Here is a 20,458-nt window from a genome sequence, read left to right on the forward strand (position 1 = left end):
CCTTGTCTGAGATCTCAACAACCTCATTCTGGCACAACTGATGCCGTAGGGGGCCGTCCACACCATCACTCCGCGGCGGTTGTTGTTGCAGAAGGTCGCAAACGCCTGCGCTCTCACCGATGGGCCGCGGCGTATGGGTCCCGGGTCAAGCCCGGGACGACGGCTGTGTTTGTCGCTGCAGCATTATCCAAACACACCTTCGCATTCTCGCGGCCTGATAAGCCCGAGCTTTGCCAGAAATTCCTTGCCCTCTCCAATCAGAGGGCGCAGGGAATGCCGGATGCGCGCTGCACCCGCGGTCTCATGTGCGATTGTGCTAAAGAAGCTGCACATGAGCATACAGGGCAGCGGAGAGCATCCGACATTCCCTGCGCAATGGCTTTACGGCTTATGACGCGCTCTCCCCGGTGAGACGGCCTCTATTGCCACCGTCACCCCTCGGAAGCGTTAGCTTCTTCAGAGCTTGACGCCGTTACGGGCGCCAGGACCACACGCTTTCGCCGTACGCCTCAGCCGCGACCGTCAATCGCAACGTCAGCGTCCACCGCAACCCGCCCCTCGTCGTGACGATGGCCAACGCCCCTTGTGTCCCGGGCGGTTGTTCCTGAGCAGCTCGTAGGATGGGTGGAGCGATAGCGATACCCATCAATTCCGGTTTGCGCTTGTGCGATGGGTTTCGCTTCGCTCTACCCATCCTACGCACTACGCTTACTGCGCTAACAGCCGCACGAAATCGATCACGCTGTACGCGGCCTCGCCAGAAAACGCGCGATGGCACGGCCGAGGTCGGCGCTGTCGAGGGGCTGCTCGAGCGACGCCTTGGCCGCCGCGACCAACGGTTCGGGAGCGTTGTTCTGACCGGCTTTTTCGCAACAGAAATGCGCAAAGGCCGTGGTGAATTCGGGATGCGGCTGCACCGACAGCGTTGCGCCGTTCGCATAGAGAAGGCCCGCGTGCGGCGTGAACTGCGAATGGAATATGGTTGTTGCCCCCGTGGGTGGCGTGATGACCTGGTCCTGATGTGAGGCGGGAATTGCGATTCTATCGCCCTCGATCACGCCGTTGCCGGGCACGACGTCATAGACGTGACGCCCGATGCCCCAGCCCTTTTCCGATTTGCGCACCGTTCCGCCGAGCGCCTGCGCGATCAATTGATGGCCGAAGCAGATTCCGGCCATGGGAGTTTTTGCTTCATACGCCGCGCGGACAAAGCGCTCGAGCGGTGCGATCCAGTCGAGATCGTCGTAGACGCCGGCTGGCGATCCCGTGAGCAGAATGGCTTCGAGGCCGGCGGGATCGGGCAGCGCTTCGCCATCGGCAAGCCGGACCGTCGCAAAGCTCGCCGAGGCATCCGCCTCGCCAAGCAGCCGTTCGAACATCTGGGGGAAGGAGCCGTGCCGCGCGCGATTGGCAGGCGAAATGACGCCGGTTTCGATGATCGTGATTTTCGGCATGAAAGTTTTCCAGGGCACCAAAGCATAAAGGCACCACAACATGAAAGAGCCTCAGCTCCTTGGGGAAAGAGCTGAGGCCCGACGCGGCTTCTTGGGGTTCGCGGCCAGGATTTTGTCAGGGGGGCGATGTCCGGCAGCGTTTGAAAATGATGCCGAGATTTCGGGGTTTCCGCAACAGACATCGTGGAACGAACCCGCTTCTTTGGGGGTAGTCCGAATTGGCTTTCCCATCACATGCTTCAGCGCTTGACCAGGCAAAGATAAGGTTAATGCTTGGGGTGGGTTGCCACCGGATCCGCGCAACGCGCGGCCCGGTGATAAACTCCGCGTAACCCACCGCTGTTCGTATTCGCGTCGGCGGTGGGTTACGGCTTACGCCTTCTCTTTGCGAGCTATGGCGGACAAGTCACCTGACCCACCTACGTAGCGAAGCAGCCGCCGTCAGCCGACGACGACTTCGCTGATCTGCATGACCGGGGCGATGTCGGTATAGTTCTTGATGTCGCCCATGATCTCCTTGGCGTGAGGCCCGAAGCCGGCCTGGAACGACTCCACCGAGTCGGCGAAGATGTGACACATCCCGACATAGGTCGCGGGCGCACCGGGTGCGCCGCCGCCGATGCCCTTGTCCACCGTGTAGGACTTGCAGGCATCGCCCATGCGCGCCTTGACCAGCGGCATGTGCTTGTCGCGATAATAATCGTGGTCGAAGCGCGCCCCCGGCGTGTTCGGATACATAACGCTTACCTTGATCATGGCGTGCTCCTCGTTTGATATTCGCCGGTTGATTTCCGGCACAGGTCCAAACTGTGCGTCAGTTTTACCGATCCCGCAACTCTGAAACACCGGGTTGCAGTTGCATCGGTCGCAAATTACTTCGGGGCGAAAATCTGGAGTATGGTACGAGCAGCCGGAGGAACAGCGATGCAATTGCGGGTTTTTGGGCGCACGGGAATGCAGCTCTCGGTGCTGGGCTTTGGGTGCGGCGCCGTCGGCGGCGTGATGGTGCGCGGCGATCCGGCCGATCAGGAGCGCGCCGTCGCGCGGGCGATCGATGTCGGCGTGAATTATTTCGACACCGCGGTGCTGTACGGCGACGGTGAATCGGAGAGGAACCTTGGCCGTGTCTTGCACAAGCTGAAGCCGGCCAACGCCATCGTCGGCACCAAGGTTCGAATAGCGCCCGATGCGTTCGGTCGCATTGCCGACGCCATTACCACGTCGCTCGAAGGCAGTCTGGCGCGACTGGGTCTCGAGCACGTCGACATCTTTCACCTGCACAATCCGATTACCGTTTCAGGCGGCGGATCGGCGCTGAGCGCGCGGCAGGTGCTGGACGAGGTGGTGCCGGCGCTCGAGCGGCTGCGTCAGCAGGGCAAGATTCGACACCTGGGGATTTCGGCGGTCGGCGACACCGTGGCGCTGCATCAGGTGATCGATGCCGGCGTCTTCGACAGCGCGCAGATCGTCTACAACATGCTCAATCCATCCGCGGCCGAAGAACTGCCGAAAAATTATCCGGCGCAGGATTATGCGCGGCTGTTCGATCACACGCGCGCTGCCGGCGTTGGTGTCGTCGGCATCCGCGTGCTGGCCGGCGGCGCCCTCTCGGGCTCGGCCGCGCGTCACCCGATTGCAAGCCCGGCGCCCGAGCCGATCGGCTCAAGCATGAGCTATGATGCCGATATCGAGCGCGCCCGCCGTCTGATGCCGCTGGTGGAGGAGGGGTCTGCTTCCAGCCTGACCGAAGCTGCGACGCGGTTTGCGCTGTCGCATCCGGCGATGGGCACTATCCTGGTCGGCATGGCGACGCCGCAGGAGTTCGAGGGCGCTTTCGCCGCGGTTGAGAAGGGGCCATTGCCGCAGGCGGCGCTCGAACGGCTGGCGACATTGCGGCAGGCGTTTGCCGGCGAGGCGCGGTGACTACCTTCCCGGGCTGGAAATCAGCGGCGGGGCGGTTGAGCCGGTGGCAAGCGAACGTTGCACCATGACCGTGTCGGCCCAGCGGCCGTAGCGATAGGCGACGCCCGGCAGCAGGCCGGCGCGGGCAAAGCCGTACCTTTCGTGCAGCGCAAGCGACGCCGTATTGTCGGAATCGATATAGCCGATCATCTGCCGGAACCCGGCTGCGGCGCAGACGTCGATCAGCTCCTGCAACAACAGCCGTCCGACGCCGCGTCCCTGATGCTCGCGATGCACATAGATCGAATGCTTGACCGCGTAGCGATAGGCCGGCCGCTTGCGAAACAGCACGACGTAAGCGTAGCCAACCACCTCGCCGCCGCAAACAGCCACCAGGTGCGGCAGGCGCTGGCTGCGGAGGTTCTTGCGCCGGTCGCGCAGATCCTCGGGCTCCGGGGTGCCGCTGTCGTCGACGCTTTCCTCGACGCCGCGTCGGATATGATGCCGATAGATCGCCAGCATCGCCTCGACATCGCCGTCGCGCGAGGGTCGGACCAGCACCGGCTGCTGGTCGGTCACGGCCGGGTCTGTTGTTTCGACGGGCCGGTTCATTCGCAGACCACATAAGTATGCAGCCGGATGCGGCCGGACGGATCGACTTCCTTGTAGACGCCCTGAATCTCGACGTCGAAGCCGGGGAAGGTGTTGAAGCAGGTTTCGAACATTGTGAGGTAGTCGATCATCGGCTGCGCCCGTTCGGTCAATCGTTCGCCCGGCACGATGGTGGCGATGCCGGGGGGATAGACCACGAACGGCGTCGTGGCAATGCGGCCGGCGATGGCGTCGATCGGCAGGTAGTCGACGTCGTTGCGCACCAGATAGCGCGCGGCGTCGCGCGGCGACATTGCGATGTCGGGCAGATGCTCTGCGAGGAATTGCTTCGCCTGCAGCGCGCTGACGCCGGCTTCGCGGAAGAAGCCGTGCATGCCGGCGCAGAGATCGCGCAGGCGGACGCCGGCATAGCGCTTCGGCCGGCGCTGATGGAATTCCGGAATCACCTCTTCCAGCAGCGCGTTGTCGTCGTGCAGTTTCTTGAAGGCGACGAGGCCCGAGATCAAGGTGCCGGCCTTGCTGGCCTCGACGCCGGGGGTAAGCAGGAACAGCAGCGAATTGAGGTCGTTCTTTTCCGGCACGATGCGGTTCTCGCGCAAATATTGCGCGACGACGGGAGCGGGAATGCCGTGCTCGGCATAGCGGCCGGTGGCGTGGTCGAAGCCGGGCGTCAGAACCGTCAGCTTGTTCGGGTCGGTCATGGCAAAGCCCGCGGTCAGATCGGGAAAACCGTGCCAGCGGGCGTCCGGCGAAAGCTGCCAATAAACGGGGTCGGTGACCAGCATGTCGGTGGAGATGGTCTCCCAGGCCACATTGTGCACGGCGCCCGCGCGGGAGACGTCCGGGATTGCGACGCGGTCGGGCACGAACGGCTCGAAGAACCAGCGGCGTTCGGGCCGCGCCTCCTTTTCCTCGAATTCGCGGCGGACCGCGCGCATCTTCTTGCGCAGTTCGATGCCGAGCCGGATCGTGTCGTCCCACAGCACCTCGCCGGAGCGGCCCTTCATCATCTGCGCGCCGACATCGAGCGAGGCGAAGATCGGATAGAACGGCGAGGTCGAGGCGTGCTGCATAAAACTTTCGTTGAAGCGGCGGTGTTCGATGCGGCGCTTCTGGCCGGTGATGTGGCGGTCCTTGATGTGGATCTGCGAGGCCTGCGAGAAGCTCGCCAGCTGCTTGTGGGTCGACTGGGTCGCGATAATGCCCGGCGCGTCGGGACCGAGACCGGACAGCCCCATTGCGAAACGGCCGGCATAGAGCGGATGAAATTTCATGAAGCCGGCCCAGGCCTCGTCGAACAGGATGTAGTCGCAGAGGTGGCCGATGGCTTTGAGGATCATCTCGGCGCTGTGGATGGTGCCGTCATAGGTGCACTGCTCGACGACGGCGACGCGGAACGGGCGCGGCTTGCGCCAGGCTTCCGGATCCTTGACCAGCGGATGGCTGCGGATGCGTTCGCGTAAGCTCGTCTCGTCGATGGCGTCCCAGCGCATCGGGCCGATCAGGCCCCAGGCATTGCGGACGGTGGGGATATAAACCGGAATGCCGCCGGCCATCATCAGCGCGCCATGATGCGCCGCCTTGTGGTTGTTGCGGTCGAACAGCACGAGATCGCCGTCGGTGACGAGCGCGCCCAGCACCACCTTGTTGGAGGTCGAGGTGCCGTTGAGCACGAAATAGGTCTTTTCGGCGCCGAAGATTTGCGCCGCTTCCTTTTGCGCCTTCAGCGCCGGGCCCTCATGAGTGAGGAGATCGCCGAGGTCGAGCACGGAATTGTCGAGGTCGTCACGAAAGACAGCTTCGCCGAGATGTTCGACGAACACCCGGCCGATCGGGCTGCGGCTGTAAAACACGCCGCCATTGTGGCCCGGGCAGGTCCATAGCTGGTTGCCCTCTTCGGCATAGTCGACCAGCGCGCCGAAGAACGGCGTCTTCAGGGTTTCGGCATATTGCTTCAGCCGGCTGATCAGGTTCTTGGCGATGAAGGGCGGCGTTTCCTCGGACAGGAAAACATAGCCGTCGATGAAATCCAGCACCTCGACCGGCAGGTCCTCGAACCGCTTGCGGCGGATCAGGAGGATGATCGGAAAATCGAGGCCGCGCCGGCGCATCAGATTGATCAGGGCCATGGTCTTGCCCTCGAGGCCCTTTTTACCCCAGTCGACCACCATGCAGCCGATCGCGGCATCGGTCTGAACCGCGATTTCCGCATCCTCCAGCCTGCGCGCCCGGACCACTTCGAAGCCGGAGCGCTCGATCTCGGTGATGATCTGATTGAAACGGAGGCCTTCGAGATCGTCGGTATCAAAGACCGGCGCGGCGAACAGAAAGGTGAAGCGTCGGAAATAGTCCATCGGGGTCCTCGAGTGTGTGTCCAGCAAGCTGTTGGCGCATTCGATGACATCTGGATGACGGATGGGTTCCGGCCCGGCCCCAAGACTCTGCCGCTCGATCGAGGGGCTGCCCTTCAGCCCCGGTACCGCAGCGCTTCCACCAGCACCGTAAACGCCGGCGACTGCTGGCGGCGGCTCGGGTAATAGAGGTGATAGCCCGGAAACGGCGCGCACCAGTCGTCGAGCACGCGGACCAGCCGCCCGTCGGCAAGGTACGGCTGGACCTGGTCTTCCGGCAGATAGGCGAGACCGTGCCCTCCCAGCACCGCGTTCAATCGCAATGCGGTGTTGTTGAACACCAAGGGACCATCGACTCGCACCCTCAGTTCACGGCCGCGTTTCTCGAATTCCCAGGCGTAGATTCCGCCATAGGTCGGCAGGCGGATGTTGATGCAGTCGTGCGCGGTGAGATCCTGCGGTTTCTTCGGCACCGGCTTGCGTTCGAAATAGGCGGGTGCGCCGACCACCGCCATGCAGAAGTCCGGTCCGATCCGTACCGCGATCATGTCCTTGGCCACCTGCTCGCCGAGACGGACGCCGGCATCGTATCGCTCGGCGACGATATCGGTGAGGCCGTAGTCGATGATCAGTTCGACCTTGATGTCGGGATAATTCGGCAGCAGCGTCGTGAGCGCCGGCCAAAGAATGGCCTGCGCGGCATGTTCGCCGGCCGTGATCCGGATGGTGCCGGCGGGTTTTTCCCGCAATTCGGTCAACGCCGATAGTTCCGAGTCGATCTGCTCAAATTTTGGTCCGACGGTTCGGATCAGCCGCTCGCCGGCTTCGGTCGGCGCCACGCTGCGCGTGGTGCGGGTGAGCAAGCGCAAGCCGAGCCGTTCCTCCAGGCCACGAATGGTGTGACTGAGCGCCGATTGCGAAACCCCGAGCTGTGCTGCCGCCCGCGTAAAACTGCGTTCTCGCGCAACCGCGAGGAACGCCATGAGATCGTGCGTGTTTTTCCCGAGCATTATTGAGCCAGCCTCATAAGTGTATGCGGATTAATAGGCCTAATCGAAACTCGCCGCACTCCCTAAATGCCCGAAGGCACGAGCTCGTTACCTGCCCGGGCGGGCGGCGCGCAACCCACGATCATGATCGGCGTTAGCAACCATGGATCATGGTCGGCGTTGGTGGGCGGGACGCAATCGAACGAAGCGGCAAAAGGATTGATGGCATGCGAAGCCCCGGTGATTTCAGATTCTCTCGGCGCGACCTGTTGATCGTCGGCGCAGCGTCTCTCACGGCGCCGGCCCTCGGGGTCACGACGTCGACCTTTGTGGCCAAGGCCGATGTCGCCCTGAAGCCCGCGGTTCCCGCAGCGCCCGTGATGTCCAAAGTTTCCTTCAATGTGAACGGCCAGGTGCGCGAGCTCGAGGTCGACACGCGGACCACGCTGCTCGATGCGTTGCGCGAGAATCTGCATTTCACCGGCACCAAGAAGGGCTGCGATCACGGCCAGTGCGGCGCGTGCACGGTGATCGTCGGCGGGCGCAGGATCAATTCATGCCTGACGCTGGCTGTGATGCACGAGGGCGAGAGCGTCACCACCATCGAGGGATTGGGTACGCCTGACAACATGCATCCGATGCAGGCGGCGTTCGTCAAGCATGACGGCTATCAATGCGGCTATTGCACGCCCGGGCAGATCTGCTCGGCGGTCGCGGTGCTCGACGAGATCAAGGCCGGCATTCCCAGCCATGTCAGCGCCGACCTGACGGCGGCGCCGCAATTTTCGGCCCTCGAGCTGCGCGAGCGGATGAGCGGTAATATCTGCCGTTGCGCGGCCTATTCCAACATCGTCGATGCGGTCACTGAAGTTGCCGGGAGCAAGGCATGAAATCCTTTACCTATCAACGCGTCACCTCGCCCACCGCGGCCGCCGCCGCTGCCGTGCACACTCCCCACGCCAAGTTCATCGCCGGCGGCACCAATCTGCTCGATCTGATGAAGCTCGAAATCGAGACGCCGTCGCATCTGATCGACGTCAACCGCCTTGGGCTCGACAAGGTCGAGCCGACGCCGGACGGCGGCCTGCGCATCGGCGCGGTGGTGCGCAACACCGATCTTGCCGCCGACGAGCGGGTACGGCGCGATTACGGTGTGCTCTCGCGCGCGTTGCTCGCCGGCGCCTCGGGCCAGTTGCGTAACCGGGCGACCACCGCGGGCAATCTGCTGCAGCGGACGCGCTGTCCTTATTTCTACGACACCAACCAGCCCTGCAACAAACGCCAGCCCGGCAGCGGCTGTTCGGCGATCGGCGGGTTCAGCCGTCAGCACGCCGTGATCGGCGCCAGCGACGCCTGCATCGCGACGCACCCGAGCGACATGGCGGTTGCGATGCGCGCGCTCGACGCCACCGTGGAAACGGTGCGTCCTGACGGCGCCGCACGAACCATCCCGATCGCGGACTTCCACCGGCTGCCCGGCGATACGCCGCAAATCGAAACCGCACTGGCGCCGGGTGAGCTGATCACCGCCGTGACGTTGCCGAAACCGGTCGGCGGCAAGCAGATCTATCGCAAGGTGCGCGACCGCGCCTCCTATGCGTTCGCGCTGGTTTCGGTCGCCGCCATCGTGCAGCGCGACGGCTCGGGGCACGTCGCGCTCGGCGGCGTCGCGCACAAGCCATGGCGCGTCGAGGCGGCGGAAGCCGCGCTGCCGCGCGGGGCGCGGGCCACCGTCGCGCAATTGCTCGGCGACGCCAAGCCGACCCGTGAGAACGCATTCAAGCTGACGCTGGCCGAGCGCACGCTCGCCGCGGTGCTGACAGAGGCGAGAGGCTGAGCCATGAAATTCGATTCCCCGGCCACATCAAATCCGATCGACCAGCTCAAGGTGATCGGCCAACCCGTCAGCCGTATCGACGGTCCACGCAAGACCACGGGAACCGCGACCTACGCCTATGAATGGCACGACGCGGCACCGAACCCGGCCTATGGCTACATCGTCGGTTCTGCGATCGCCAAGGGCCGCATCAAGTCGATTGATCTGACCGCGGCCAAGGCCGCGTCGGGTGTGCTCGCCATCGTCACGGCTGAGAATGCCGGCAAGCTCGAGAAGGGAAGTCTCAATACCGCTAAATTGCTGGGCGGGCCTGAGATTCAGCACTATCACCAGGCCATCGCGGTGGTGGTTGCGGAAACGTTTGAGCAGGCGCGCGCGGCCGCGCAACTGGTCCGCGTCGATTATATCAGCGACAAGGGTGCGTTCGACCTCTCGAAATTGATGGAATCAGCCAAGCCTGAGAAAATCACGGGCGGTCCCGCCGACACCGCGGTCGGCAATTTCGGCCCGGCCTTCGCTGCGGCGCCGGTCCAGCTCGACGCCACCTACACTACGCCAGACGAAGCGCATGCGATGATGGAGCCGCATGCCTCGATGGCCGCCTGGGACGGCGACAGGCTGACGCTCTGGACTTCGAACCAGATGATCGCCTGGAACGTGGCTGACATCGCCAAGACGCTCAACATCCCGAAAGAAAAGGTTCGCCTGATTTCGCCGTATATCGGCGGTGGCTTCGGCGGCAAGCTGTTTCCGCGCGCTGACGCGCTGCTCGCTGCGCTTGGTGCACGCGCGGCCGGCCGGCCCGTCAAGGTGGCGCTGCAGCGTCCCCTGATGTTCAACAACACCACGCACCGCCCTGCCACGATCCAGCGCATCCGAATTGGCGCGACCAGAGACGGCAAGATCACGGCGATCGGCCACGAGAGCTGGTCCGGCGATCTGCCCGGCGGCAAGGCCGACGGCGCGGTGAGCCAGACGCGGCTGCTCTATGCCGGCGCCGACCGTATGACCACGACGCGGCTGGCGGTACTCGATCTGCCGGAAGGCAATGCGATGCGCGCGCCGGGCGAGGCGACGGGCATGATGGCGCTGGAGATCGCCATCGACGAGCTGGCGGAGAAGCTCGGGCTCGATCCGGTCGAACTGCGCATTCTCAACGACACGCAGGTTGATCCGGAAAAGCCGGAGCGGCCGTTCTCGCAGCGCCGGCTCATCGAGTGCCTGCGCACTGGCGCCGAGCGCTTCGGCTGGAGCAAGCGCAGCGCGCAACCGGGCAGGGTGCGCGACGGCCGCTGGCTGGTTGGCACCGGTGTCGCCGCGGCGTTCCGCAACAACATGCTGACGAAATCGGCGGCGCGGGTCCGGCTCGACAACAGCGGCGTCGTCACGGTCGAGACCGACATGACCGATATCGGCACCGGCAGCTATACGATCATCGCGCAGACCGCCGCCGAGATGATGGGCGTTCCGATCGAGAAGGTGGCGGTGCATCTCGGCGATTCGAGCTTCCCGGTGTCGGCCGGGTCGGGCGGGCAATGGGGCGGCAACAATTCGACGGCCGGCGTCTATGCGGCGTGCATCAAGTTGCGCGAGGCCGTGGCGCAAAAGCTCGGCTTCAATTCCGCCGAAGCTGACTTTGCCGACGGCCAGGTCAAATCGGGCAATCGCAGCGTGCCGCTGGCGCAGGCCGCCGGTGGCGGCGCGCTCGCGGCCGAGGACGGTATCGAATATGATGGCGAGCTCGCCAAGAAGCATCAGCAATCGACCTTCGGCGCGCACTTCGTCGAGGTCGGCGTCGATACAGCGACTGCCGAGATTCGCGTGCGGCGCATGCTGGCGGTGTGCGCCGCCGGCCGCATCCTCAATCCGAAGACGGCGCGCAGCCAGGTAATCGGCGCGATGTCGATGGGAGTTGGTGCCGCGTTGATGGAAGAACTCGTGGTCGACAAGCGCCATGGCTTCTTTGTCAATCATGATCTCGCCGGCTATGAAGTGCCTGTTCATGCCGACATCCCGCACCAGGACGTGATTTTCCTCGACGAGACCGATCCGATGTCGTCGCCGATGAAGGCCAAGGGCATCGCCGAACTCGGCATTTGCGGCGTCGCCGCCGCCGTCGCCAACGCGATCTACAACGCGTCAGGCGTGCGGGTGCGTGACTATCCGATCACGCTCGACAAGCTGTTGCCGCGGCTGCCGGAAGTGGGATGAGCGTCAATCCCGCTCACAGCCTGCGATGATCACGCGCAGACATGTGCTTGCAGCCAGCAGTGGCGGCCTCGCCGTGCTGGCAGCGGGTGCTGCCGCCGCAACGACGGCAGCCACACCACGAAAGACCAGAACCATGGACATCAAACGAAGCGGCTCGCAGCCGTCCGGCAAGGGACCTCCAGATTATTTCACCGGTACCGTCCGCGTCGATCCGCTGTTCAAAGCGACCGAGCCGGCGCGCGCGGTTGGCGCCAGCGTCACCTTCGAGCCCGGCGCGCGCACCGCGTGGCACACCCATCCGCTCGGACAGACCCTGATCGTCACGTCAGGTTTTGGCCTGGTGCAGCATTGGGGCGGGCGGATCGAGGAGATCCGGCCCGGCGACGTGGTCTGGTTTCCGCCCGGCGAGAAGCACTGGCACGGCGCGGGACCCACGACAGCGATGACGCATCTGGCTATCCAGGAAGCGCTCGACGGCAAGACCGTCGACTGGATGGAAAAGGTCAGCGACGAACAGTACGCGCGATGATCTGCAGCTCCGACCGAGTTTTACCCGTGCGCCCTGTCCGTGGAACCGCGTGGAGTTCCCGCGGCCGCAACCTCTCCACCGTGCTGCCTTGCTTTGGTCAAACCGGAATGAGGTAAGGGGAACGACGTGTGGGGAATTCTGGGGGCTGGAAGTCGTCGATCTCACGCAAATCCGCCGGTCGCTCTTGGGGAAATCTTGGGCAGGGTCTTAGGCAAAGTCTTAAGACAGGCACTTGGGGCGCAGGCGACATTGGATCGAGTACGGAGCGCCGATGCAATCGATGCAGAAACCGAAGCCAACCGACGATCCGCACGATATCCTTGTGGTCGCACCCGATGCCATCAGGGTCGCAGCCGATGCCGTCAGGGTCGTACCCGATCCCGTCAAGGCGGCGCCCGCGGAGGAAGAGTTTTCCAGCCTGGCGCCGGATGCCGTGCGCGCGCCTTCGGGTCCGCAGCCTCACATCGAACCGGTCTTCCCGGCCGGAGTAGCAGTGCCGCCGGTCGACGCCACGTTTCGCGCAACCGCCGTCGATGAAATCACGTTTCGCGCCGCCGCCGTCGAAGATGCGCTGATCAAGAGCCGCCGCCGGCCGAGGTCGTCGATGGCGAGGCGCGCGATGCGTGCCGTCACGGCGTTGCTGCTGGCGGGCTGTATCGGCGGCGCCGCCATGGCCTGGCATTACCATGCCGAGGCGGCTCAACGGATAATCGCGGAATGGACGCCGCTGTTCGCACAAAAATCGTCGCAGGCGCCGGAAAAAACCGGGCTCACCGCGCAGCCGGTTCTGGCTGCCGCTGATGTCGATGCGTCGAATACTTCACCGGCTCAACCGGCGCCCCAGGCGCCAGCCGCAGCGCAAGCTGCTGCTGCGCCGGCTGCAGCGGAGGTTGCTGCGACAGCAGCGCCGGCCGCTGCAGCCCCGCCGGCCGCCGCCGCGCCTGATCAGTCGCAATCGCTCGACACGATGGCGCGCGATCTGGCCAGCGCAAGCCGGGAGATCGAACAGCTCAAGGCCAGCATCGAGCAGCTCAAGGCCAGCCAGCAGCAGCTCGTGGCGATGGTTTCGGAGAAATCTGCCGCGCAAAACGCGCAAGCTAAAAAACCGGCGCCGCCGCCGCGGCCAGTCGCTGCGATAGCGCCAGCGCGGACGCCGGCTCCCGTGCCGCCGCGGCCGGTGCGGCAGCAAGCCATGCCGTCGGCGGCCGCCGCGCCGTTGTCAGCGACTTCGGCACCTTACGTGCCGCGACAGCTTGAGGCGCAATCGCCAACCACCGCTGAAACGCTGAGCGATCCGGAGTTGGTGTCGGTGCCGCGGCCGCCGATGCCGCTGCGTTAGGACGGCTTCCGCAGCCTAAGCTCTGAGGTATCGAAAGGCGTCGTCCAGCCGATCAAGCGCCTCGTTGAGAATCGGACGTGGCGTGGCAAAGTTGAAGCGCAGCCAGGTTTCACCGCCGGGCCCAAACTGCTCGCCGGGGCTGGCAAAAATGCGTGCCCGGTCCTTGACCCGCGCGGCCACGTCCGCAGCCGTCAATCCGGTTCCAGAGAAATCGACCCAGGCGAGATAGGTTGCATCGAGCCGCATCGAACGTGCGCCCGGCGCGGCATTTTCTATTCGTGCGGTGAGCGTATCGCGATTGCCGGCAAGATAGGGCAGCAGCGCATCGAGCCAGGCCTCGCCGGTTCGCCAGGCCGCCTCGGTCGCGATCATGCCGAAGGCGTTGTAGGAGGCGAGCCCGCTGGCCGCGATCCGCGCGTCGATCCGCGCCTTCAAAACCGGGTTCGACGTGACGCAGGCGCCGACATGGGCGCCGGCTAAATTGAAGGTCTTGGTCGCGGCGAGGCAGGTGATCAGGCGATCGGCGATCTCGGGTGCGGCTGACAGCGTCGGCGTGTGTTTGACGCCGCCCAGCAGCAGGTCGCAATGGATCTCGTCGGAAACCAGAATCAGATTGCGTTCGGCACAGAAGGCCGCGAGCTCGCGGATCTCCTCTGATGACCACACGGTGCCGCCCGGATTGTGCGGGCTGCAGAAGAAGACAATCCTGGTTCGCGGCGTGAGTTGTTTTCCCAGCGCATCGAGGTCCATCTCGTAGCGGCCCTGGCGCAGGACCAGCTGCGCATCGAGGATGCGTCGCTCATTGGCGAGAATGATCTTGCGGAAGGCATGATAGGCCGGTGGAAACACCACGACCTCATCGCCCGCCTCGGTGACGGCCTGCAGGATCAGACCGAGGCCCGAGACGACACCGGGCGTCGGGCTGACCCAGGCCGGGTCGATCGCGAGATCATGCCGGCGCGCCATCCATTCGGCGAGCGCTGCCGCCCAGCTGCCGGTGTCGGCATAATAGCCATGGACGCCGCGGGCAACGAGTGTGGACAGTGCTTCCGTGACGCCGGGAGGCGCCGCAAAATCCATGTCGGCGACCCACATCGGAATTCCGTCCGCTGCCGTGATCCCCGAATTCTTGGCCATCATGTCCCATTTCGACGCGTGCGTGCCGCGGCGATTAATAACGCGATCGAAATCAAACATCGGGACAGTGGCTCCTGCGTTGGTAGCTCTTGCGGCGCCTGATGCGCCTGGTTGGGTGGTGGGATGTGCTATGCCAGCAACACCGCATCTGCGCCGTTGACGGCGTCGGCGCTGTCGATGACGGTCTTCTCCAGCGAGGTGGCCTGCACCGAAATGTTTTCGGCAAAGAACCTCGCCAGCGTGACGTAGCGCTGCGGATCGCCGGCCTCGCCATTGCTCTTGGCAGCGAGCGCCTCGCCGGCCAGCATGCAGCCGCCGAGCGTCGAGCCGAACAGCCGCAAGTAGGGCGTCGCCCCCGCGAGCGCGTCGTTCGGCGCGGAGGCAACCTTCTCCAGCAACCATTTGCTGGAGCGTTCGAGCGAGCCGAGCGCGTCGCGCAATTTTGCCCCCGTGGTGCCGAAGGCCGGATCGTTCGATAGCTCGACCTGCCTGACGATGCCGGAGAGCTCGTCGATCAGGGCCCAGACCGAGGCGCCGCCATTGGCCGCGAGTTTGCGCGTCACGAGGTCGATCGACTGGATGCCGTTGGTGCCCTCATAGATCGAGGTGATGCGGGCGTCGCGATAGTGCTGGGCGGCGCCGGTCTCCTCGATGAAGCCCATGCCGCCGTGAACCTGCACGCCGAGATAGGCCACCTCATTGCCGATATCGGTGGAGAAGGCTTTTGCAATCGGCGTCAGCAGCGCGCCGCGGGCGGCGGCGTCGCTGCGGACCTTGGCGTCCTTGGCGCGCACGGAGACATCGAGTGCGACCGCGGTGGCGTAGCAGATGGTGCGGGCGGCCGCCGTCATGCTGCGCATCTGCAGCAGCATGCGCTTGACGTCCGGGTGCACGATGATCGTGTCCATCCCGTCGCCCTTGGAGTCGATGGCGCGGCCCTGGCGGCGCTCCTGCGCATAGGCCAGCGCCTGCTGATAGGTGCGGTCGGCGATGCCGACGCCCTCGAGGCCGACGCCGAGGCGGGCCTGGTTCATCATCGTGAACATGCAGAGCATGCCGCGGTTTTCTTCGCCGATCAAATAGCCGATCGCGCCGCCCTTGTCGCCCATCGTCATGGTGCAGGTTGGCGAAGCATGCATGCCGAGCTTGTGCTCGACGCCGCTCGGATAGATGTCGTTCTGCGCGCCGAGCGAGCCGTCGGCATTGACGAGGAATTTTGGAATCAGAAAGAGCGAGATGCCCTTGGTGCCCGCGGGCGCATCGGGCAAACGGGCCAGCACGAAATGAACGATGTTATCGGTCATGTCGTGGTCGCCATAGGTGATGAAGATCTTCGTGCCCTTGATGCGATAGCTGCCGTCCGGGGCGCGCTCGGCGCGGGTGCGCAGCGCGCCGACGTCGGAGCCCGCTTGGGGTTCGGTCAGCTGCATGGTGCCGGTCCATTCACCCGACACAAGTTTTTCCAGGTAGATCTTTTTCAGCTCCTCGCTGCCATGGGCGTCGAGCGCCTCGATCGCCGACAGTGTCAGCAATGGGCAGAGGCCGAACGCGATGTTCGACGCGCTCCAGATTTCGGTGCAGGCGGCGTTGATCGCGAGCGGCAGGCCCTGGCCGCCGAACGCTTCCGGGCCCGATACCGCGTTCCATCCGCCCGCGATCCAGCGCTGGTACGCATCCGGCCAACCGGGCGCGGTGGTTACCTTGTTGTCGGCGAGCTTGATGCCGTGTTCGTCGCCCACGGTGTTCAACGGCGCCAGCACGTCGGAAGCGAATTTGCCGGCCTCCTCCAGCACGGCCGCGGTAATATCGCCGTCGAAGTCGCCGTAATGGCCGGCCTCTACGGCGGCCTTGAGGCCGGCGCCATGGTTGAGGGCAAGCAGGATGTCGTTGATCGGCGCGCGGTAGGTCATGTTACTCGCCTCAGTCGGGAAAGCGGGGGGCCGTCTTCCCACGAAACCGGCCTTCTCTCAACTCTCCGATAGGCGGGAGGGCCGGTCTGGCGAGGCGGGCGGTTTGAGGCCATCGCGAGCCCCCGGGGCGTCCACATCAGACGAACCGTCAGGCCCATTATAAAGGGTCGTGTTTCCGGAGCCGATTTAGGCCCGAATTCGAAGCCTATCCTTTTGTTTGAGCGTGATCTTTCCGGAAAACGGGTGCCCACCCGGCATCCCGTGCGGGGGATGCCCTTTTGGATCATGCTCTAGCCGGTTGAAATGGCTCACCTCTCCCTATAGACCCACGTTGCCGGAGGGAGTCCGCAGCAGGTTTCCTGCCGTGTTCCCTGCCTGTTGGGGCGTAGCCAAGCGGTAAGGCAGCGGATTTTGATTCCGCCATTCGGAGGTTCGATCCCTCCCGCCCCAGCCAGCCAGTCCTGCGTTCGGTGACAGTTTGCAACCTGCGCCTCACAGGCCCGGAAATCCGGGCTTTTCGCGCGTTCGACTTAGTCTCCAGGCTCCCGGTTTCTCAATCTCCGGAGCGAAATAGCGGAAAGTCTCCGGCCGTTTCCCGAAAAACTCCGACTATCGGCGGAGACTGGTTCGATCACGACTGTCGCCCGACCATGGCACTCTGTCTGGGTCTGTTCTCCCGCCCTGACCGCGCAGAAAATGGGAATCTGCGCCCGGGACTGCGGAACGGAGACATGCGCAGAAGTATGTTAGAGCCGAATGTTCGCGACTACCAGGGCGCAAAAAACGTGGTCAATACCGCCATCGGGCAGACGCTTGCCGCCGCGGCCGCTTCTGAGTTTTGGTGGCTTAACAATGGCGTGACCATTCTCGCAACTAAATGTTCTGTTGTTGGCAACACCGTCGTCATTGAAAAACCGGAAGTGGTGAATGGGCTTCAAACCTCTTATGAAATCTTCGAGTTTTTTAAGGCCCATCCGGATAAGACAGATACGCGGAATGTGCTGGTCCGCGTAATCGTCCCCCCAGATGAGCAGGTCCGCAGCAAAATTATTCGCGCAACAAACTCTCAAACGGCCATCAATGAGGTCCAGTTAAGAGCAACTGACCCAATTCATTTTGACATAGAAGAAAAATTCAGGCTTTACGGACTCTTTTACGAGCGCAGAAAAGGTGAGTATCGAGAACTCAAGAAACCCGTGGACCAGATAATCAGTATCCAACTACTGGCTCGTGCAGTCATTGCGTTGCTGTTGCAGCAACCGAATAACGCCTATGCGACTCCTGGCCGGGTTCTAAAAAGCGACTACGAACAAGTTTTCGATGAGAACCACAGCCGCGATATGTTTGTCGCCTGCATGACATTGCATCGACAGGTCGATAAATATCTCTCCGGGCGAGATGACCTGAAGAGCGTTAGATCAATCATCAAATATTATGTATCGATGACCGTGGCTTGCATGCTTTTGAAGAAGGCAGATGCCCCGACTGACAAGGAATTAGCCTCGCTTCTGCCTGCAGCCACAAAGACTATCGACGGGATGATTCTAGAGGAGTGCACGGATATTGTTTTTGCCGCATACCAAAAGCATGGAGGCACGGAAACTGCAGCCAAGGGACCGGAGATGCGCGCGACAATCTTGAAGGAATTAAAGGCAGACCTTGCTCCTAAGGGAGGGTTGGTGTGAGGTTCGCGGTCATTAGATGACGCCGCCGGCGGCGTCGACAATGGCGGGAAATCTGTCGGTCCAATCGTGGCCGTTCTTCGTGAAGCAGCGCACCCGCAGGCCGTCCACTGCGGACCTGCAGCCTGATCCCGTCCATTTTGATTTCATGGCACCAGCCGGGCCCGGACGGCGGCCTGTCGGCCTTCGTCGGGCGGCAAAATTCTATGAACCCCGACGGGCGCCGGGTGGCTTCTTTTCGAGTACGCGTTACCATGATGACGGTTAGGTAGGCCGCGATCCCACTGAGGCGAGTGGATTTTGGAAAAAAATTCGGTTCCCATATGCCCAAGTTCATAGCCTACGCCGTCGACCTTAGCGGGGTGGCGCTAGGGCGCTACGATCTCGCCGCAACCAACGTGGAAGCGGCTGAGCGGGAAGCCCGGCAGTGAAGACCATCCTACCATCGAAATTTGGTCTCACGACCATCGGCGGGTCGCGCGGCTCGTGAGGAAGTAGCGGCAATAACATGAAAGAGGCCGACAACTGAAGCGGCCAACAAAATACCCCGCTCGAACCGCGAGCGGGGCTTAAGTCGCCATGACGAGTTTCCAAAGCGCCACGACAGCCCACGGCTAACAGCCGTATATGACAGTTTAATTAAGCGGTCGCGCGTCGCGAGTCACCCAACCGAGGCGGTCTTATCTCGGAACAATCCTGTCTATAGGAGCTTGGCAATCTGGAGGTTGCCATGCCCCGCTACTTTTTCGACGTTGAGGACGGCCATCGGCTTTTTGACGCATCTGGCTTTGTTTGCGACGACGATACCGATGCAATCATCCGGGCGACGGTGCTCGCCATAGGCGTTTCGCTCGACAAGCCCGAAGATGATCCTGAGCGCCGCATCGCTATTATTAACGATGCGGGGCGCGAGATTGGCACCGTGCCAGTATATTCCAAGCCCTCATACGAAAACCCGGCCAGATAGTGGGCCCGAGTTCGCCCTTTGCATCTAGGGGCGGGCTCCGTCTCAATTTTGCTTGTGCCCAAAGAAACGGCCCCAGCACTGGGGAGAGCTGAGGCCGCCATGCTGACATCCGGTAGTCTCCAATGAATTCACCCCGGTAATTTCGTTTCAAATCCGGCCACGCCTTATGGCCCCTTCGCCTTTTGGGCAGCCAGCGCCTGCGCCAGCCTGCTCTCGAATTCGGCCCGCCTTTCGTCAAGCGGGCCATAGAAGATGTTATCCCTGACGAACAACCCTCGATTTATGTCCGGTTCCAGTTTATCGATATTGCAGTCTTTGAACATGCACTCGGTAAACGCCAGTTGCTCTGTTCCGTGGTCGATGAGGAGCGTGCAATTTACAAATTCGCAAGCATCAAACCGCGTAAAAATTATCTTGCCTCGAAAATCGAAATGCTCAGCACGAAAGTTTTGGCGGTAGATGACACGCTCTTCGGCTGGTCCGTCGGATGTCACTTCTTCGCCTGCGCTCCGCTGTTCGGCACAATCGCAAAACCTCTCTCAATGGCGGCTTTAAACACTGACTTGAGCCCGGGCTCCGCCATGACCTCGTCGGCTGCGCTGAAGGGTGTAATTTCCTGCCAGCGCGATCGTGGCCTTGCGTCTGGAAGTGCGGTCTCCGACATGGCGTAGGCAAGACGCAGTTCTTGGCCATCCGGCATTAGCTCGATGTATTTTCGAAGTCGGTTCACTTCTTCGCCTTCAGCCCTAGTGTTTCTTTTGGTAGCGATGCAGTCTGTTCACTCTGGCATCCCATCTAGTTCAACGAGATAAGCGAACAAAATCTCGTCGGACGCTTTCGCTTCTTTGGCGGCTTCCCGATACGTTGCCACCTCGCCTTCGTTAGCAATACGGCTGGTAAGCGTTGAAGCGGGCAAACAGAGGGGAACGCCGTTCGAAGTGAGCTCGGTAAGGTCGGACCGAAGCCACGCCTCTTTGCAAAGCTCGGCGGCTTCACGAGCATGACCCGCCGCGAACGTTAGCGTCGGTTTGCCATCCACCTCAATGGTGTAAATGAGCGGCGGCTTCGGCATTATTTCCCCTTCGCCTTCAGCCCGCCGGCAGGAAGAAGGATCCTGCCATCGCTGTCTTTCATTGTCAGGTTATTAGGGCTCTTCAGCTTCAGCGCGATCTCCGCAAGGCGGCGGATGGCCGTGGCCCTCGTGGGCAGATCCGATTGTTTGCGGCGCCATTCGTCGACTGCCGCAAGCATTTCATCTTGGCATCGGACGCCAATGGTCGTCCCGGTGCCCGTCGTGACTGGTCGTCCTCTTTTCTTTTTTGCGCTAGCGCTAATTGACTTTCCCATGATTTAACGCTAGCACAAAAAGCAAGCCGAGGGGAAGCTGAAGACTTCCGCCCCGGCTCTAACCCAGGCCATCAAGGAGAGAGATGTCGCTTAATGGCATCGATCGTATGGTGATCGAGATCGGGGCGAAGGCTGGTCTATTGCATGAGGCCTGCGCCCGCGTTTAAGCTTCCAGCGGCCCTCACGCGGGC

The 20,458-nt window shown here is 62.8% G+C and carries 18 protein-coding genes and 1 tRNA gene; 10 read left to right on the top strand and 9 right to left on the bottom strand.

The genetic code is table 11. The features are described 5' to 3' along the window. Nucleotides 1–737: 737 nt before the first annotated feature. Nucleotides 738–1,454 (bottom strand): type 1 glutamine amidotransferase, encoded by a 717-nt coding sequence (locus JQ609_RS32390; protein WP_212276691.1) that lies wholly within the window; start codon nucleotides 1,452–1,454, stop codon nucleotides 738–740. 441 nt (nucleotides 1,455–1,895) lie between these two features. Further along, nucleotides 1,896–2,210, bottom strand: a complete 315-nt coding sequence (locus JQ609_RS32395) for an EthD family reductase (RefSeq protein WP_212276692.1) — start codon at nucleotides 2,208–2,210, stop codon at nucleotides 1,896–1,898. 168 nt (nucleotides 2,211–2,378) lie between these two features. Here JQ609_RS32395 and JQ609_RS32400 point away from each other — a divergent pair, with 168 nt between their 5' ends. Beyond that, a complete protein-coding gene (locus JQ609_RS32400) occupies nucleotides 2,379–3,377 on the top strand; it encodes an aldo/keto reductase (protein WP_212276693.1) in 999 nt (332 codons plus the stop codon). On the opposite strand, the gene JQ609_RS32405 is transcribed toward JQ609_RS32400, so the two are convergent. The 3 genes from JQ609_RS32405 to JQ609_RS32415 all read right to left on the bottom strand — a co-directional run bounded on the left by JQ609_RS32405 (nucleotide 3,378) and on the right by JQ609_RS32415 (nucleotide 7,329). Further along, complete coding sequence (locus JQ609_RS32405; RefSeq protein WP_212276694.1) at nucleotides 3,378–3,968, bottom strand: GNAT family N-acetyltransferase; 591 nt, start codon at nucleotides 3,966–3,968, stop codon at nucleotides 3,378–3,380. After that, on the bottom strand, nucleotides 3,965–6,322 hold the full coding sequence (locus JQ609_RS32410) for an Orn/Lys/Arg decarboxylase N-terminal domain-containing protein (RefSeq protein WP_212276695.1): 2,358 nt from the start codon (nucleotides 6,320–6,322) through the stop codon (nucleotides 3,965–3,967). Before JQ609_RS32410 ends, JQ609_RS32405 begins: the two co-directional genes overlap by 4 nt. A 113-nt stretch (nucleotides 6,323–6,435) precedes the next feature. Beyond that, nucleotides 6,436–7,329: a LysR family transcriptional regulator gene (locus tag JQ609_RS32415; protein ID WP_212276696.1), complete on the bottom strand. Its 894-nt coding sequence runs from the start codon at nucleotides 7,327–7,329 to the stop codon at nucleotides 6,436–6,438. Between the two features lie 206 nt (nucleotides 7,330–7,535). Here JQ609_RS32415 and paoA point away from each other — a divergent pair, with 206 nt between their 5' ends. The 5 genes from paoA (at nucleotide 7,536) to JQ609_RS32440 (ending at nucleotide 13,224) form a co-directional block, all read left to right on the top strand. Further along, nucleotides 7,536–8,198, top strand: a complete 663-nt coding sequence (gene paoA / locus JQ609_RS32420) for an aldehyde dehydrogenase iron-sulfur subunit PaoA (RefSeq protein ID WP_212276697.1) — start codon at nucleotides 7,536–7,538, stop codon at nucleotides 8,196–8,198. Continuing rightward, nucleotides 8,195–9,145, top strand: coding sequence for a xanthine dehydrogenase family protein subunit M (locus JQ609_RS32425; RefSeq protein ID WP_212276698.1), 951 nt, complete (start codon nucleotides 8,195–8,197; stop codon nucleotides 9,143–9,145). Before paoA ends, JQ609_RS32425 begins: the two co-directional genes overlap by 4 nt. Nucleotides 9,146–9,148: 3 nt before the next feature. Next, the gene (gene paoC / locus JQ609_RS32430; protein ID WP_212276699.1) at nucleotides 9,149–11,356 is read left to right on the top strand and encodes an aldehyde oxidoreductase molybdenum-binding subunit PaoC; all 2,208 of its coding nucleotides are present in this window, start codon (nucleotides 9,149–9,151) and stop codon (nucleotides 11,354–11,356) included. A gap of 133 nt (nucleotides 11,357–11,489) precedes the next feature. Beyond that, nucleotides 11,490–11,885, top strand: coding sequence for a cupin domain-containing protein (locus JQ609_RS32435; protein ID WP_212276729.1), 396 nt, complete (start codon nucleotides 11,490–11,492; stop codon nucleotides 11,883–11,885). A 271-nt stretch (nucleotides 11,886–12,156) separates the two neighbouring features. After that, complete coding sequence (locus JQ609_RS32440) at nucleotides 12,157–13,224, top strand: hypothetical protein (RefSeq protein WP_212276700.1); 1,068 nt, start codon at nucleotides 12,157–12,159, stop codon at nucleotides 13,222–13,224. A gap of 15 nt (nucleotides 13,225–13,239) precedes the next feature. Here JQ609_RS32440 and JQ609_RS32445 read toward each other — a convergent pair whose 3' ends face one another. Both JQ609_RS32445 and JQ609_RS32450 read right to left on the bottom strand, forming a co-directional pair. After that, on the bottom strand, nucleotides 13,240–14,421 hold the full coding sequence (locus tag JQ609_RS32445; protein WP_212276701.1) for a MalY/PatB family protein: 1,182 nt from the start codon (nucleotides 14,419–14,421) through the stop codon (nucleotides 13,240–13,242). A gap of 68 nt (nucleotides 14,422–14,489) precedes the next feature. After that, nucleotides 14,490–16,271, bottom strand: coding sequence for an acyl-CoA dehydrogenase (locus tag JQ609_RS32450; RefSeq protein WP_212276702.1), 1,782 nt, complete (start codon nucleotides 16,269–16,271; stop codon nucleotides 14,490–14,492). Between the two features lie 379 nt (nucleotides 16,272–16,650). Between JQ609_RS32450 and JQ609_RS32455 the strand changes: the two genes are divergently transcribed. The 4 genes from JQ609_RS32455 to JQ609_RS32470 all read left to right on the top strand — a co-directional run bounded on the left by JQ609_RS32455 (nucleotide 16,651) and on the right by JQ609_RS32470 (nucleotide 19,591). After that, nucleotides 16,651–16,725: transfer RNA gene (locus JQ609_RS32455), tRNA-Gln, on the top strand. A 277-nt stretch (nucleotides 16,726–17,002) separates the two neighbouring features. Beyond that, nucleotides 17,003–17,956, top strand: a complete 954-nt coding sequence (locus tag JQ609_RS32460; protein ID WP_212276703.1) for an AIPR family protein — start codon at nucleotides 17,003–17,005, stop codon at nucleotides 17,954–17,956. Between the two features lie 727 nt (nucleotides 17,957–18,683). Continuing rightward, the gene (locus JQ609_RS32465) at nucleotides 18,684–18,920 is read left to right on the top strand and encodes a DUF6894 family protein (protein WP_212276704.1); all 237 of its coding nucleotides are present in this window, start codon (nucleotides 18,684–18,686) and stop codon (nucleotides 18,918–18,920) included. Nucleotides 18,921–19,102: 182 nt separating this feature from the next. Then, on the top strand, nucleotides 19,103–19,591 hold the full coding sequence (locus tag JQ609_RS32470) for a hypothetical protein (protein ID WP_212276705.1): 489 nt from the start codon (nucleotides 19,103–19,105) through the stop codon (nucleotides 19,589–19,591). Nucleotides 19,592–19,698: 107 nt separating this feature from the next. Here JQ609_RS32470 and JQ609_RS32475 read toward each other — a convergent pair whose 3' ends face one another. Together JQ609_RS32475 and JQ609_RS32480 are read right to left on the bottom strand one after the other, a co-directional pair. After that, complete coding sequence (locus tag JQ609_RS32475) at nucleotides 19,699–19,992, bottom strand: hypothetical protein (protein ID WP_212276706.1); 294 nt, start codon at nucleotides 19,990–19,992, stop codon at nucleotides 19,699–19,701. Beyond that, nucleotides 19,992–20,171: a hypothetical protein gene (locus JQ609_RS32480; RefSeq protein ID WP_212276707.1), complete on the bottom strand. Its 180-nt coding sequence runs from the start codon at nucleotides 20,169–20,171 to the stop codon at nucleotides 19,992–19,994. Before JQ609_RS32480 ends, JQ609_RS32475 begins: the two co-directional genes overlap by 1 nt. Nucleotides 20,172–20,458 lie beyond the last annotated feature (287 nt).

Origin of the sequence: Bradyrhizobium sp. AUGA SZCCT0169, from assembly GCF_018130085.1 — a bacterium.
GTDB lineage: Bacteria > Pseudomonadota > Alphaproteobacteria > Rhizobiales > Xanthobacteraceae > Bradyrhizobium.